General features: G+C 62.4%; 11 protein-coding genes. 3 read left to right on the forward strand and 8 right to left on the reverse strand.

The window, feature by feature from the left end; all coding sequences use genetic code 11:
- On the forward strand, positions 1-1,811 hold a 1,811-nt coding region (locus tag RKP46_RS08685; RefSeq protein ID WP_311106276.1), incomplete at its 5' end, for a type I secretion C-terminal target domain-containing protein.
- Between the two features lie 72 nt (positions 1,812-1,883).
- On the opposite strand, the gene RKP46_RS08690 is transcribed toward RKP46_RS08685, so the two are convergent.
- Positions 1,884-3,815 (reverse strand): EAL domain-containing protein, encoded by a 1,932-nt coding sequence (locus tag RKP46_RS08690; protein ID WP_311106277.1) that lies wholly within the window; start codon positions 3,813-3,815, stop codon positions 1,884-1,886.
- A gap of 25 nt (positions 3,816-3,840) precedes the next feature.
- Positions 3,841-4,545 (reverse strand): transglutaminase-like cysteine peptidase, encoded by a 705-nt coding sequence (locus tag RKP46_RS08695; RefSeq protein ID WP_311106278.1) that lies wholly within the window; start codon positions 4,543-4,545, stop codon positions 3,841-3,843.
- Between the two features lie 120 nt (positions 4,546-4,665).
- Here RKP46_RS08695 and RKP46_RS08700 point away from each other — a divergent pair, with 120 nt between their 5' ends.
- Positions 4,666-6,198, forward strand: coding sequence for a TolC family outer membrane protein (locus tag RKP46_RS08700; RefSeq protein WP_311106279.1), 1,533 nt, complete (start codon positions 4,666-4,668; stop codon positions 6,196-6,198).
- A 222-nt stretch (positions 6,199-6,420) separates the two neighbouring features.
- Here RKP46_RS08700 and RKP46_RS08705 read toward each other — a convergent pair whose 3' ends face one another.
- From RKP46_RS08705 to acs, 6 genes are all read right to left on the reverse strand, one after another.
- Positions 6,421-6,999: a transcriptional repressor gene (locus RKP46_RS08705; RefSeq protein WP_311106280.1), complete on the reverse strand. Its 579-nt coding sequence runs from the start codon at positions 6,997-6,999 to the stop codon at positions 6,421-6,423.
- 256 nt (positions 7,000-7,255) lie between these two features.
- Positions 7,256-7,525, reverse strand: a complete 270-nt coding sequence (locus tag RKP46_RS08710) for a DUF4212 domain-containing protein (protein ID WP_311106281.1) — start codon at positions 7,523-7,525, stop codon at positions 7,256-7,258.
- Between the two features lie 67 nt (positions 7,526-7,592).
- Positions 7,593-9,629 carry a sodium:solute symporter family protein gene (locus tag RKP46_RS08715; RefSeq protein WP_311106282.1) on the reverse strand — a complete coding sequence of 679 codons (2,037 nt, stop codon included), beginning with the start codon at positions 9,627-9,629 and terminating at the stop codon, positions 7,593-7,595.
- Positions 9,630-9,641: 12 nt separating this feature from the next.
- Positions 9,642-10,340 carry an exonuclease domain-containing protein gene (locus tag RKP46_RS08720; protein ID WP_311106283.1) on the reverse strand — a complete coding sequence of 233 codons (699 nt, stop codon included), beginning with the start codon at positions 10,338-10,340 and terminating at the stop codon, positions 9,642-9,644.
- 5 nt (positions 10,341-10,345) lie between these two features.
- Entirely contained in the window at positions 10,346-12,256 is a 1,911-nt protein-coding gene (locus tag RKP46_RS08725; protein ID WP_311106284.1) for a DUF294 nucleotidyltransferase-like domain-containing protein, read from the reverse strand.
- A gap of 212 nt (positions 12,257-12,468) precedes the next feature.
- On the reverse strand, positions 12,469-14,433 hold the full coding sequence (gene acs / locus RKP46_RS08730; protein ID WP_311106285.1) for an acetate--CoA ligase: 1,965 nt from the start codon (positions 14,431-14,433) through the stop codon (positions 12,469-12,471).
- Between the two features lie 270 nt (positions 14,434-14,703).
- Between acs and RKP46_RS08735 the strand changes: the two genes are divergently transcribed.
- Positions 14,704-15,261: a TIGR00645 family protein gene (locus RKP46_RS08735; RefSeq protein WP_311106286.1), complete on the forward strand. Its 558-nt coding sequence runs from the start codon at positions 14,704-14,706 to the stop codon at positions 15,259-15,261.
- Positions 15,262-15,307 lie beyond the last annotated feature (46 nt).

Raw genomic sequence — 15,307 nt, forward strand, 5'->3', positions numbered from 1 at the left:
CGACGACGATCAACGTCGCCCCGGTCAACGACGCGCCGGTGAACCTGGTCCCGGGCGCTCAAACAACCAATGAGGACACCAACAAGGCAATCACCGGCTTGTCAATATCCGACGTCGATGCTGGCACCAGCAGCATGACCGTCACCTTGCAGGTCACGCACGGCACCCTGACGGTGAGTGGCGGATCGGCGGCAATCGCTGGCAGCGGCACGGGTACCGTTACGCTGACCGGCACGGCAGCCCAGATCAACGCGACCTTGGGCAGCAGCGTGGTTTATGCACCGGCCGGAAACTACAGTGGATCAGCTACCCTGACCATGACGACCAGCGATAACGGCAACACCGGTTCGGGTGGAGTTCGGTCTGACCAGGACACGGTCGCCATCACGGTCAACGCCGTCGCCGACGCACCCAGTGTCTTGCTCGCAACGTCTGCATTCAGTCTCGAGGCTGGACCGACAACGATTTCCACCCAGCCCGGCATCGCCCGCGTGTTCCTGGAGAACACGCTCGAAATGCCTTCCGGGTTGCTCAGCACCTTCGATCCGCCGGCCGGTACGACGGCAAACGATCCCGGTCCGATCAATGCGGTCGACGGCAAGCTGACGACGTACAACTACTCGCTGACACCGGCCACAGCCGTTGCTTTCAATTGGGCATTCACCAACGGTGAAAACAAGGTGACCGAAATCAACGATGGCTACAACGATATGGTTGTCCTGTCGGTGGTCGACCCGAACGGTGGAAGGCAGAACATACTGATCACGTCGTCCGAACAGGCCGGCCCGGCGGCTAACACTAACGGCACCTATACCTTTACTCCGACCATGGCCGGCAACTACAGCTTCGCCTGGGTTGTGGTCAACGGGAAAGACAACGACAAGGATTCGACGCTGCGTATCAACGGCATTGATTTCGTGTCCGGGGGGACGAGCCATGCCGCACCGGTTGCCATCGCAGCGGACATCCAGCTACGCGACACCGATGGTTCCGAAGCGCTGGCGATCACAATTTCCGGTGTTCCCAGCGGGGCAATGCTGTCTGCTGGGACCGACCTCGGCGGCGGAGCGTGGAGCCTGACGCCAGCCCAGTTGTCAGGACTTGCCTTTCTCCCGCCAAGTGGTTTCTCCGGCACGGTGAATCTGACCCTGACAGCCAAGGCAACGGAGAGCAGCAACTCCGACATGGCAAGCGTCTCCCAGAACATCAGCGTCACCGTAGCAAGCACGACGAGCACGGCGATGGGTAGCCTGGATGGCGACACGCTGACCGGAAGCGCGGCGAACGATCACATCAACGGATTGTTCGGCAACGACGTGCTCAGTGGCGGGGATGGCAGCGATCTGGTGTACGGCGGAACCGGAAATGACACGCTCAGCGGCGGCAACGCCAACGACGTTCTGGTCGGCGGATCAGGCAATGATGAACTGAGCGGGGGCACTGGCGCTGACACGTTCCGTTGGGCGCTGGCCGACCGCGGCACGCCTGGCACACCGGCCAGCGATACTGTGACCGATTTCGATCTGACGGCGCAAAGCGATCGTCTTGACCTGCGTGATCTCCTACAGGGGGAAAACAGCGGCAACCTGACAAATTTCCTGCACTTCGAACAGTCCGGCAGCAACACGGTGGTGCACGTCAGCTCGTCCGGTGGTTTTTCGACCGATACCCACCAAGTCGGGGGCAGCTACACTTCCGGACAGGAAACGCAGACGATTGTCCTGCAGAACGCCAACCTGATCGGCGGCTTCACTACCGATCAGCAAGTCATCCAGGACCTGCTCAGCAAGGGCAAACTGATTACCGACTAGCGCGGAATGGCGTCAGGGGGCGAAACTGCGCGACGGCGCAGCGCCCGCCGCCCCCTGGTCCTGGCTCACAGGCTAACCGCCAGCCGACGACGTTTCGCTGACCGCCGGCCCGGTTGCCCCGTCGAAACCCAGCTCGATCACCGAGGCAAGTTCTTCGCGTGTGGTCACCCCTTCAGCAATGACCTGCAGACCGATGCCGTGTGCGACGCTTGCCAGTCCTTCGAGAAACGCCGCGTTGCCCGCGTTGCGGTGTACGTCGCGGACGAAACTTGCGTCGACCTTCAGATAGTCTAGACCCAAATCGTGCAGCAGGCGAACCTCGCTGAAACGATGACCAAAGTGCTCCAGGCCAACGCGGCAGCCGGTTTTCAGCAGGGCCAGGCGGAACTCGCGAAACGCCGGCAGCTCGCTGAGCGCACCGGTCTCGTCGACCTCCAGCCACAGGCGGCGCGTTTCGTTCGGACAGTCTGCCACCAGGCTGTACAGTTGCTGCCTGAAACCGGCGTCGACCACCGAGCGCACCGACAAGTTGACCGCCAACCCAGGCAGTTCGGGGTGCGACGCAAGTTCGTTCAAGCCCAGACGCAGCGCCGCCAGATCCAGCGCGGGTGTCAGCCGAAGCCGCTCGGCCATCGGCAGGAAGCGACCTGCCGGCAACCACTCAGCGCCTTCGCCGGAACGCATGCGCAGAGGGCACTCGTAATGCGACAGCCGGCCGGCCGCATCGACGACCGGGAACGACACCAGCCGCAGCCACTGCTGGGCGAGCGCACGGGTAATGACTGCCGACCACTGCCCGGTACCATGCGCGGCGTCCCCCTGGTCCTCCGACGCCACCTCGCGAATCGCGCTGCGCCGGCTCGCCTCAGCCGCAGCCAGGGCACCGTCGACGCGCGCTAGCAGCTTGGTCAGATCGCTCGTGTGGTCGAAGCGACCGAGCGCGATCCAGGCGGCCGTGTCGCCTTCGCCCTCGAGTCGACCACAGTCCTGCAGCGCTTGCAGCAGGCTGGCAGCACGCGCTCGACCGTCGCTGCCAGGCGACAGAAGGACGGCGAAGTCAGCTCCGTTCAGGCGCCCGGCAAATCCCGGCGGATCGTGATTCGCACAGGCAGCAAGTTGTTCCGCGACCCGCCGCAAGTAATCGTCGGTCTTCACCCGACCCAGCCGCCGATTGATTTCTGCCAAGTCCGCCAGCCGAATGAGCAGCAGAAAGCCCTCGCCCGCGCCTTCGCCCTCAAGCGACTGGCGCAGACGCGCCATGAAGTGGTCGCGATTGGCCAATCCGGTCAAGGGATCGAAGTTGGCCGCGCGCCGCAATGCCTCGATGCGCGCCGCCTCTTCCTCGAAAATCTTCTTCAGACGGCCAACGGTCAGGTTCATCGCCCCCGCCAGGTGACGCAACTCGGGTACGCGCGGTTCATCGATGATCATGAAGCGCCGATCGCTGATCGCCATCGCCTGTTCGATCACCGCCTGCAGCGGCGCCTTCAAGCGTGCCAGGATGATCGATCCCAGGCATCCGCCGACGACGCCGGCCAGCGCTAGCGCGCCAACCATCTGCCAGACGCTTTTCCAGAGCGCACCGTAGGCGAAGCGACTGTGGCTGAGCAGGGTCAGTGTGCCCACCTGGGCCCAGCCATTGCTGATCTGCGCCTGCCCGGGCAGCGCCGCAATTGGCAGCAGATCGGCAAACCAGACCGGCGCATCCAGATCGACGGACCCGCTGCGTCTCTCGACCATGGGAACCCCTTCCGGATCCACGACGCGAATCAGCTCATAGTGGCCGCTGTCGAAGAGCGCCGATACGGCCAACTCGATGGCGACTCGATCGGGATTGCTCTGGCTGAGCGATAGAGCAAGTGCCGACGCATTGTCGGCATTCTTCATCGTCAGTTGCTCCTCCAGATAAGCTCGCGCGCTGAGCATCGAGGCGGCCAGGCTGCCGACAAACGCAAGCAGCATGCTGGTCATGATGGCAAGCCAGAATTGGCGATACATCGACATGTTGATCGTCCTCAATCGAACACGATTAGTCAAACCCCTCGGCGCGCGCGCGCTGCAGCAGATTCTCCCAGCGTGAAAGGCGCCCGAGTTTTCCTGCACTGGGCGGTTCTACCCCGGAAACGCCGGCAAAGATTGCCTCGCTGTTGAAGCTGAACACGGGCTGCAGATCGCGGCGCTTCGACGCCGGCTGAATCGTATTCTGCAGGTTGTCGAGAACCAGAGGCTCTGCCTGCGGCCTGCTGTAGTAGGCCAGCACCATGTGCGCACGTTGCGTGAGCTCGCCGCCGCTGCCAGTCAGTTGAGCCTTGACGTACACCAGGCGCATCTTGCTGATCGGAAGTCCGGACATGCGCAGCGAGAAGTATTTGGCGATGGCAAAATCCTCGCAGTCGCCCCTGCCCTGGCCGATCGTTTCGAGCGGTGTTGCCCAGTAATCGGCCTGCTGCCAAGTGCTGATGTCTTCGTCAAAAACGATGTGCTTGTTGAAGAAATCGTTCACCAGAACGAGCTTCTTTTCCTCGCCAGCGTTCCTCGCCTGCGCCAGCATCCGACCCCAGTCGTGCAGCAAGCCGCTTCTCGCTGCGCCAAAGCGTTCGACCAGTTGCGCCTGCAGTGCGCTCAAGCTCGGCTGGGCAACGACGTACCAGGTCACGAGCAGAACCGGCAGCGCTAACGCGCTGCCGCACCAGCGGAGCGCCGAAGCGCCAATCAGCCTGGTCTTCAGCGACATGTCGGCTGAGACCGGCGAGACTTGTCGAAGAGCTGAGGCAAGTCCAGGCCTTTTCTGTAAATATCACTCAGTCATGAGTATAATGCGACGGAATAGCTATCGGGGCCGGAGTGTCGAAGCATGGGCATCATTCAACAGAGATTTTCGGTTCGCTTGGGCGCTGCAATGGTGGCCAGCAGTGTCGTCCTGCTCCCCATCTGTCTGGCAAGCGAACCCGCTTCCTTGCCGGAGGCCGCCCAGGCGGCGGTCTTGCGGAATCCCGAAGTACTGGCGCGCTGGCATGCTTTCCGTGAAGCAGACGAAGAGATTGGCGTGGCGCGCGGTGGCTTTTTTCCCGAGGTCGATCTGTCCGCCGGTGCCGGCCGTGAACGTCTGAAGCCGGCAAGCACCGGAGGCGACTCGAGCTACACGCGCCGCGATGTCTCGCTCAGCCTGCGGCAGATGCTGTTTGACGGCTTTGCGACATCGAACGAAGTGAAGAGGCTGGGCAAAGCCAAGCTGGTGCGCTACTTCGAGCTGCTCGATTCGTCCGAGAACATCGCGCTTGAGGCTGCTCGCGCCTACCTCGATGTCGTACGCTATCGTCGCCAGGTGGAGCTGGCTGAAGAGAACTACATTCAGCACCAGGCTGCCCTCGAACAGCTTCAGCGGCGCGCCGCATCGGGTGTCGGCAAGCGGGTTGATGTCGACCAGGCAGCAAGCCGCCTGGCGCTGGCCGATGTCAACCTGACGACGGCGCTTGCCAACCTGCATGACGTGACGGCGCGCTACTTGCGAATTGTTGGCGATTATCCGGCGAAAGCGCTGCCTGTCCCGGCAGATCTTTCGGCGACGCTGCCCGACAGAGTAGACCTGGCCCTGCAGTCAGCGCTGAAGCACAGCCCTGCCTTGCGGGCAAGCGTCGAAAACACCGAGGCCGCGCAGTACGACCTGAACGCCCGGCGGGCCGCGTTCATGCCGCGCGTCGATCTGCTGGCACGCAGCGAGAACACACGGAACTACCTTGGCGTCGAGGGTTCGCGTGACAATACGGTCGTCGAACTGCGCTTGCGCTACAACCTGTTCAACGGCGGATCTGACCTCGCGCGTGACCGCCAGTACCGCGAACGCAAGAACACGGCACTCGACCAGCGCGAAAAGATCTGTCGTGATCTACGCCAGACCTTGTCGATTGCCTATCATGACACCATCCGTCTGCGCGAGCAGCTGTCGTACATCACGCTGCAGGTCGAGCTGGTCGAGAAGACGCGCAATGCCTACCGCGATCAGTTCAACATCGGTCAGCGCACGCTGCTCGATCTGCTCAACACGCAAAACGAGTACTTCGACGCGCGGCGCACACAGGTCAATGCCGATGTCGATCTGTCGCTGGCTTACCTGCGGTCGTACGCAGGGATGGGCCGGCTGCTCGACAAGCTGGGTCTGAAGCGCGTCGATGCCGATAACGTACCGGCAGAGAGCGCCATGGCCGCCGTCGACCTGGCCGAGCTCTGCCCGCCGCTTGCGCCGGCGCAGCTACAGTTCGACCGTGAGGGACTGAAGAAGAAGGCGCGCGAATTGATGGAGGGATCGCCGTCGGGTTTCATCGGCGGACGCAGCGCCTCCGAGCCTCCCGGTGCAGCCAATGGCGGCGAAAACCCGGGCACACGCTGAGCGGGCCTGACCAATCGGCGGCATTCAGCCTGAAACCAGCGACGCCGGCAAGTGTCAGTTGGGCTCTGCCGTTTCTGGCAATGATGCCTTCCAGGCGCGTTCATGCGGTGCAAGCCCGCCAAGGCCCGCTTTCCCGGCGAAATCCTGCGGCTGCTGGCGCGGCCGCCAAGCCGCCTGCCCTTGGCGAAAGCTCCCGTCACCACCAGTCCGCTTGCCTTCCGGTCAACACTTCGGACAGAAGCCGTAGACAGTGAGTTCGGCTCGCTGGAAGTGGAAGCCGGCGGGCAGCGCCGCGGCCAGCGTCGGCGAGGCGTTTTCCAGGCAATAGACCGCTCCGCAGCGCGCACACTGAAAATGTGCGTGGCTCCGGCCTTCTTCGACGGCCGCGTTGAAGCGCCAGATGCGGTCACTGCCAGCCACGCGATGCGCCAAGCCATGGGTCACCAACCAGTCCAGCGTGCGGTACAACGTCACCCGGTCGTGCGCAATACCCGCAGCGGCAAGCGCAGCACCAACCTCATCGTGCGCCAGCGGCTGGCTGGCGCTGCGCAGCATGTCGAGAACGGCGGTCCGGGTGCGCGTTACCCGCCCGCCGCGCGCCGCAATGCGTTGCGAACTGCTCGGACCGGCGACTGAGGTCGGGCTGTACGGCAGGCCGGAAGCGCTGCCGCACGCCGGATTGCCGACGACGGCGCGTTGATCCGGCTGGGTCGAGCCGACCCTCGGCACGTCGCCGCGCGCCGCTGCCATTTCCTGCACCGGCTGGTTGGCGGTCACCCCGCCTGACGAGCCAGATCCCATACGTCGTCCGTTCGCTCCCTGAGCTGCTTGCCGTTTACGCCTTTCAGGCGCCAATTATGCCGCCTTCCACCGCCTGTGCTCAATCCGCGCGCGCTGCAAAGATTGCCCGGAGAACTCCGACCGGACCAACGCTGCTCGCGCAACGGCCGACGTGCGGCGTTCTGGGCGCGCGGACTCGCGCTCGATCGATCCAATCTTCCTTCTTTGGGCCGAGCTCGCCAGCCGAAACACCACAAGCACAAGGCGGCCGCCGCTTTCAGGGTTCGGCGTCCGTCTCCCGTACGCCATACTCGCTGTCCAGCTTGTTCATGTAGCGCGCGTACCACCAGATGATCAGGACATAGACGATCGGAGCGCCCTGCGCCCCCATGTAGAAGCCCAGGGGAAATCCCAGGATGACAATGCCGGCGAGTTCGCGCGCGTAGAAGCTGACGACGAAAGTGACGAGAAACCAGATCAGGAGGAGGATCGCCGTCATCTGCAGATTGCGTCGCCAATAGCTTTCGCGCCCTGGCTTGCTGCTCATGCCGAACGCTCCCACTCGCCTTGCTCGCGCGGAGGCCACAACGCCACCGTGCTGCCATGCGCAGGCATCAGGTGTCGCCTTCCGGGTGGCGTACGCTCTCGACAAACTCCTGGGTTTCCCGGCTGGGCGGACTGCCGATGAGGCTGACGACAATGATCGTCAGAAAGCCGGCAGCTACCCCCCAAACCCCGGCCGCGGTCGATTGTATTCCCAGCCAGGGCTCCATGCCTATTCCCTGAATACCTAACCATGGAATGTTGTCGAACTGGACACGCACCATGTAGTAGATGGTGACGAGCAGACCCACCAGCATGCCGCTGATCGCCCCCACCCTATTCGCTCGCTTCCAGAAGACACCAAGAATCAGCGCTGGAAAGAGCGCAGCGCCGGCGAGAGAGAAGGCCCAGGCAACCATGAACAGGATCGTTGCCGGCTTCTGCGAGGCAACCGTCGCGGCCAATACGGCAACGACCAGCTGGAGTGACTTGGAAACGACCAGGCGCCATTGGGTCGAGGCCGTCGGCCGGAAGACCTTGTAGTACACATCGTGCGACAGCGCGCTGGCGATGGTCAGCAGCAGACCGTCGGCGGTCGACAGCGCAGCCGCCAGCGCACCAGCGGCAACCAATCCCGAAATGACGTAGGGCAGACCAGCGATTTCCGGTGTGGCGAGCAGGATCACATCAGGGTTGAGCGCCAGTTCGGCGAGTTGAAGAAGGCCGTCGCCATTGACGTCTTCGATCGAGACCAGGCCGATCTTGCCCCAGGCACTGACCCACACGGGCAGTTGTGCAATCGACGAGCCAACGAGCGTGGTGTAGACCTCGTACTTGGCGAAAGCGGCGTAAGCCGGAGCGGTCAGATAGAGGACGAGGATGAAGAACAGAGACCAGAAAACGGAGTTGCGCGCTTCCCGCACACTGGGAGTCGTGTAGTAGCGCATGAGCACATGTGGCAGCGCCGCGGTGCCCACCATCAGGCAAAAAACGAGGCTGAGAAAGTTGACGCGCGCCGTATCGTTGGCCTGTCCCCCGGACCCGGGATAGGGCGTGACATGATGCTCGGGCGTACTGGCGCGCTGCCCGGATTCGCGCATCAGTTCTTCCCAGTACTTGCGAGCGTCTTCGCTGGTGGCCGGAAGCTCGCGCCGCTGACGCTCGAGCGCGGCGACATCGCGCATCTGGGCGTTGCTGCTCTTCAGCGCGTCGATCCGCTCGGCGATGCTCTGCCGTTCCTCGGCGAGAGACTCCGGCAGCGTCAGGATTCGTTGGTAATAGGCGTCGGCGCGCTGACGAAAGTGCTGGCGGGCGTCGGTCTCCGCTGGGTCGGCGAAGATCTTTTCCTCAAGCAGTTGAACCTTCTGGAGCACCTGTCCATAGGTGAGTTGCGGCACAGGGATGCCGGTCACCTGGTAGGAAAGGATGGTCACCGGAACCAGGTAGGCGACGATCAGGATGGCGTACTGGGCGACCTGCGTCCAGGTGACCGCCCGCATCCCGCCGAGAAACGAACAGACGAGAATGCCGGCGAGTCCGACGAAGACGCCAATTTCAAACTGCAGGCCAACAAAGCGGCTGGTGATCAGGCCGACGCCGTAGATCTGGGCAACGACATAGATGAACGAGGCGAGAACGGTGGCGAAGACGCCGACCAGTCGCGCTGGTGTTCCGCCGTAGCGCGCGGCAAGAAAGTCGGGAATGGTGAATTGGCCAAATCGTCGCAGATAAGGGGCCAACAGTAGCGCGACCAGGACGTAACCCCCGGTCCACCCCATGACGTAGGCCAGGCCCTGATAACCGGAAAGGTAGAGCGTTCCAGCGAGACCCATGAACGAAGCCGAACTCATCCAGTCGGCGCCGGTCGCCATGCCGTTGAAGATCGCCGGTACCCGTCGTCCGGCAACGTAGTACTCGGACACGCTGGCGGTGCGCGCCAGAACACCAATCGTCGCGTAGAGAAAGATGGTCAGGAAGAGGAACGAGTAGCCGACCCAGCGCGGCGGCATGCCGTAGCGCTCCAGAATGGCAAGAACGAGAATGAAGACGAAGAAGCCGGCGGTGTAGAAAGCGTAGTAACGTCGCAGCGGGGTCGTATACTCAGCCATTGGCAGTCGACGCTAGACGCTTTGGTGCATGTGGCGGCGCGCTTTCTCGATCTCGAGCAAAGCAGCCGGCGTGTCGAACCCCTTATGTGCCGCACGTGCGATCGTGATTTGTAGCAGCTTGGCGGTGGCGCAGGCGTCCGACACGGGATGGTGCCGCTGAATGCTGTCAATCGCAAAATGCGCCAACCAGTCGTCCAGACGACTGTGCGTCTCTACCTCACGGAAAAGATCCGACATCACCCAGTCAAGATCGATCCAGGGCTGGCGCCAAGCAATGCCGAGAACTGTGCTCAGCGTCTGCTCGACCAGCCGCGCGGTAAAGGCTGCATGATAGGCAACAAGTGGGGCCTTGGCCGTGAAACCGAGAAACGAAATCAGTTCATCGATCACTCGCGTCTGAGCCGGCGCAAGCGCCGCCTCAGACGTTCCATCCGCCTGAGACGCGGGCGCCGCCATCGACAGATCGAGGTACGCGGCATCAGCAAAATCGATCAGTCCGTCGACGACAGCGACGCCGCCCAGCGTCTGCAGGCAGTCGCTATCCGCACCCAGCGCTTCGACATCGATGACGACGTAGCGCGAGCGATAGTGCGAACGTCGGTAGTCGGCGGCTGGCAACTTCTCCCAGGCAGCAATCGCCTGCTGTTGTTCGGCGCTCAGGGCAGGCTGGCGCAAGTCCGGAGAGGGGAGAAAGCGGGAGTACCAGGGCATGCGGATCAGAGTTGGTAATCGATTTTCAGGCGAGCCTGCAGCTTGCGCGCTTGGCGGAACGCTTCCTTCAGGATTCGGCGTTCAATTTCGTTCAAATCATCCGGGCTGACGAAATTGTCGCCCGCCCGTCCGTGCTCCTGTTCGAAATGCTGATGGCGCAGACGCAGCAGTTGTAGAAAGTTGAAACCCTCGACGCTTGCCGCCACATCTTCGGCCGGGATGTTCATCAAGGCGCCGGCTCGCTTCAAACGGTGCACGGTGTTGGTCGCCTCGACCTGACGGGCCAGGGCGAAGACGCGCGCAGCATCGGTAAACAGGCGAACGCCAAACTTCTTGAGATCGATGCAGCCGGGATGGTCGGCATCGGCGTCGGTGATGAAGTCGCGAATGCGCCCGAGCGGCGGCGAGACGCTGAGTGCGTTCTGCGCCAGCATGCGCAGGAAGAGCGGATTCCCTCGCGTCTGGCGAAGCAGCGACAGGCGCAGGCGATGAGCCAGATGGAAGCGACCGTAGAGCGGCCGGAAATCGAAAAAAATCGTGGCATTGAGTAGCGCCTGTGGCTCTGGAGTATGTATCCACTGGGAAAACCTTTCCTCCCACTCGTCGAGCGTCAGACAGAGGTCCGGATTGCTCGCCATGATGTTGCCCTTGCATAGCGGGAAGCCACACTTGTCGAGATCCTCGTTGACGTCGCGCGCGAACTCGATGAAGCGCAGTTGCGTCTGCTCGCGGTCCATGATGTCGGTACACACGAAGACGATACCGTTGTCCTGATCGGTGCTGAAGGTCTGCTCGTCGCGTCCCTCTGAACCGAAGGAAAGCCACGCCCAGTCAATGCCGTAGAAGTCGTGACGCTCCAGATTGAGGCTGATGATGCGCCGCGTTACCGTATCGTTCAGCGTCGAGACGAACTGCGTGATTTCCTGCGCCCCTACCCCCTCGGTCAACATCGCCAACGCCAATTGGCGCACGTCCGCACGTGCATGCTGGAGAACCTCGACGCTGGTTGCCGCATCGATCGCGTGCCGGGTCTGGCGCAGGCCGGCACCTTGCAGTTTGAACAGATCGCGTTCGGAAATCACCCCCTGCAAGCTGCCGCCTTCGTCGACGGCAAGCACATGGCGAACCCCGTGCATCGCCATGACGAGCGCCGCATCGTGGGCGTTGGCCGCCAACGGCAGCGTCTGCGGCGACCCTGACATCACCGAGGAAATCGGCTCGTCAAGCGGAACGCCTGGCAAAACGATACGCTTGAGTACGTCCGACAGCGTGAAAATGCCCATCGGGCGACGCGCTTCGTCTACCACGACCATCGAGCCGAGATGCTGCCCAGCCATCGTCTCGACAACCTGACGAATCGTTGCCTGCGGTCCGACGGCGACGGCTTCGCGCTTGACGATCGCGCTCAGCGGCGAGTTCATCGTCCTCTGTTCGGATGCGCGTTGAGCAAACTGAAGCTGCAGCTGCTGGCGCGACTGGTTGAGCAGGCCAGCGATGTGCTGCGTGCAGAAGAGATTGAACGCCGTGCTTTTCTGCGTCAACGTGAAAAAATCGTCGGACGGCAGTTCGTAGCAGAAAACTTCTTCGCGCGCCACGTAGGCATTGGCCGACGGACGCTGGGCCATCAGGGCGCCGATGGCAAAAGCCTGGCCCGGCCCAAGGGTGACCGACGAATACTCGACGTTGGCAAGGGGACTGGCCGCCTTCACCTGTACCCGGCCACATTGCACGATGTACAAGCTGCGCGCGACGCCCATTTCGCTGCCCAGGATCTGGGCGCCCTTCGGGTAGTGCGCCAGTTTGACGTGCTCGGCGACGAAGCGCAGAGACTCGACTTCCATCCGGTCGAAAGGCGGGTAGGCTTGCAGGAAGCGGATGCACGCCGAAATCAACATCTCAGTCGCACTGTTGACCATTCCTGCTCCCTGGTTTTGCCGGCCGACCGGCAGCGCCCCCGACACCGTTCCGGAAACGTGTTGCTGTTTGCCCAGACGCTTACTGCACCGGCAGTGACTTGCCGGGTGGCCGATGCGCGCGCCATGGCGGGCGTCACCGGCGCACGCACCACACGCCAGCGATGCTTGGGGCTGGGCACTCGCCGCGCCCAGCGCCCTCGCCTATGGTCAGCCTATCCCTTCAATTGCTCGAGAATGGCCGGGTTCTCCAGCGTCGACACATCCTGCGCAACCGTTTCGCCCTTGGCCAGCGAGCGCAGCAGACGGCGCATGATCTTGCCCGAACGCGTCTTCGGCAGGTTCTCGCCGAAACGAAGATCCTTCGGCTTGGCAATCGGCCCGATCTCGCGACCGACGTGATCCTGCAGTTCCTTGATCATGTTCTTGGCCGCTTCGCCGGTTGGCCGAGCGCCCTTGAGCACGACGAAAGCACAGATCGCCTCGCCGGTCAGGTCGTCGGGACGGCCAACCACTGCGGCCTCGGCAACCATCGGATGCGAAACGAGCGCCGACTCGATCTCCATCGTACCCATGCGGTGGCCGGAAACGTTCAGCACGTCGTCGATACGACCGGTAATCGTGAAGTAACCGGTATTCACGTCACGCACCGAGCCGTCGCCGGCAAGATACAGCTTGCCGGCGAAGTCATCCGGATAGTAAGACTTGCGGAAGCGCTCGGGGTCGCCCCAGATGTTGCGGATCATCGCCGGCCACGGACGCTTGACGACCAGCAGACCACCCTTGCCCCAGTCGAGCTCGGTGCCTGTTTCGTCGACGACGGCCGCCTGAATTCCCGGGAAGGGCAGAGTGCAGGATCCCGGAACCAGCGGCGTCACCCCCGGCAGCGGGGTAATCATGTGACCGCCCGTCTCGGTCTGCCAGAAAGTATCGACGATCGGGCAACGACCGCCGCCGACCTTGTCGTAGTACCACTGCCAAGCCGCCGGATTGAACGGCTCGCCGACCGTTCCAAGCAGACGGAGCGACGAAAGATCGTACTGCGTCGGCGCAACGGCCGGCGTAGTATCGGCCGCCTTGACCAGCGAGCGGATTGCCGTCGGCGCGGTGTAGAAAATGCTGATCTTGTGCTCCTGGATCATTTTCCAGAAACGTCCGGCATCGGGGTAGGTCGGGATGCCTTCGAAAACCATTTCGGTCCCGCCACAGGCCAAAGGCCCATAGGCGATGTAGGTATGGCCCGTTACCCAGCCGATATCGGCTGTGCACCAGAAGAGGTCGTGCGGCTTCAGATCGAAGGTCCACTTCATCGTCAGGATGGCGTGCAGCAGATAACCGCCGGTCGAGTGCTGAACGCCCTTGGGCTTGCCGGTCGAGCCCGAGGTATACAACAGGAAGAGGGGATGCTCGGCGCCCACCCATTCCGGCTCGCAGACGTCCGATTGTCCGGCGATCACGTCGTGCCACCAGACATCGCGTCCGGCCACCATCGTGCACGCGCCGCCCGTGCGCTGAAAGACGACGACATTCCTGACCGACTCGCAACCGCCCAGCGCGATACCTTCGTCAACCGCCGGCTTGAGCGGAATCTTCTTGCCGCCGCGACACTGCTCGTCGCAGGTGATCACCGCCACTGCGCCGGCATCGTTGATCCGGTCGCGCACCGATTGCGCCGAGAAACCGCCGAAGACCACCGAGTGGATGGCGCCGATGCGGGCGCAAGCCTGCATGGCGACGATCCCCTCGATTCCCATCGAGATATAGATGATGACGCGATCGCCCTTCTTGATGCCGAGCGCGCGCAGGCCGTTGGCAAATTGGCTGACCTGCGACAGCAACTGCGAGTAGGTGACCCGTTTGACCTCGCCGTCGTCGGTTTCGAAGATGATCGCCACCTTGTCGCCCAGACCCGCTTCGACATTACGGTCGAGACAGTTGTACGAGACGTTGAGCGTGCCGTCGGCAAACCATTTGAAGAAGGGAGAATTGGATTCGTCGAGCACCTGGGTGAACGGCTGCTTCCACGAGACGTGTTCACGGGCCAGACGAGCCCAGTAGCCTTCGTAATCCCTGGCGGCCTCGGCGCACAGCGCCTTGTACGCCTCCATGCCCGATATCGTCGCCTGTTTGACGAACTCGGCGGACGGCTCAAAGAATTTTACGGCCTCGTTCAGTGACATGTCGCATCTCCCATGCAGAATATTGTGTTGGAGGAGTGAAAAAGTCAGGTCAGCAAGCGGAAAGAACCGAATCCACTCGAGTTGTATTGTGCGCCCCGGCCTGAGACGGCGAGCGAACAAACGCCGGCCGCCGCCTGCTCGGCCGCGCCAATGCCAACCGATTAAACCCCCGCATTCTTACACACCACTTACGGGAGGCCGAAGGGCGTCAGGAGAAAGGCCCTTTTTGGTGCTAGAATCCAGCGTCCCGAAACCATCGAAAAACTGCAAATGGCCTCTCTGAAACCCACCGTGGACCGGCTCGAGATGTTCATCTTCTGGAGTCGCTGGCTGCAGGCACCGCTCTATCTTGGCCTGATCATCGCCCAGGGCGTGTATGTCTATCTGTTCATGGTTGAGCTCTCGCATCTGATTCACAACCTGTTCTTCAGCAGCACGCGGATCAACGAAACCGAGGTGATGCTCGTCGTCCTTGGCCTGATCGATGTCGTGATGATCGCCAATCTGCTCATCATGGTCATCATCGGCGGTTACGAGACCTTCGTCTCGCGCCTTGACCTGGAAGGTCACCCAGACCAGCCCGAGTGGCTCTCGCACGTCAACGCCGGCGTGCTCAAGATCAAGCTGTCGACCGCAATCATCGGTATTTCGTCGATCCACCTGCTGAAAACGTTCATCAACGCCGGCAACCTCAACGAGCATACGATCAAGTGGCAAGTCATCATCCATGCCCTTTTCCTGTGCTCTGCCCTGGCCATGGTCTGGGTCGACCGGGTGATGACGCAAACCCTGGCGATGAGCAAGCCCCACCACGCCGGTCAGCACTGACACGAACACCGCAGCGGGAATCGCCCCGCCAAACCAACCGGAGATC

The sequence above is a fragment of the Accumulibacter sp. genome (genome assembly GCF_031732815.1).
Classification (GTDB): domain Bacteria; phylum Pseudomonadota; class Gammaproteobacteria; order Burkholderiales; family Rhodocyclaceae; genus Accumulibacter.

Coding starts and splice junctions, on each gene's coding strand:
- RKP46_RS08690 (WP_311106277.1), bottom strand. CDS start 3,815: ATGTCGATGTATCGCCAATTCTGGCTTGCCATCATGACCAGCATGCTG.
- RKP46_RS08695 (WP_311106278.1), bottom strand. CDS start 4,545: ATGTCGCTGAAGACCAGGCTGATTGGCGCTTCGGCGCTCCGCTGGTGC.
- RKP46_RS08700 (WP_311106279.1), top strand. CDS start 4,666: ATGGGCATCATTCAACAGAGATTTTCGGTTCGCTTGGGCGCTGCAATG.
- RKP46_RS08705 (WP_311106280.1), bottom strand. CDS start 6,999: ATGGGATCTGGCTCGTCAGGCGGGGTGACCGCCAACCAGCCGGTGCAG.
- RKP46_RS08710 (WP_311106281.1), bottom strand. CDS start 7,525: ATGAGCAGCAAGCCAGGGCGCGAAAGCTATTGGCGACGCAATCTGCAG.
- RKP46_RS08715 (WP_311106282.1), bottom strand. CDS start 9,629: ATGGCTGAGTATACGACCCCGCTGCGACGTTACTACGCTTTCTACACC.
- RKP46_RS08720 (WP_311106283.1), bottom strand. CDS start 10,340: ATGCCCTGGTACTCCCGCTTTCTCCCCTCTCCGGACTTGCGCCAGCCT.
- RKP46_RS08725 (WP_311106284.1), bottom strand. CDS start 12,256: ATGGTCAACAGTGCGACTGAGATGTTGATTTCGGCGTGCATCCGCTTC.
- acs (WP_311106285.1), bottom strand. CDS start 14,433: ATGTCACTGAACGAGGCCGTAAAATTCTTTGAGCCGTCCGCCGAGTTC.
- RKP46_RS08735 (WP_311106286.1), top strand. CDS start 14,704: ATGGCCTCTCTGAAACCCACCGTGGACCGGCTCGAGATGTTCATCTTC.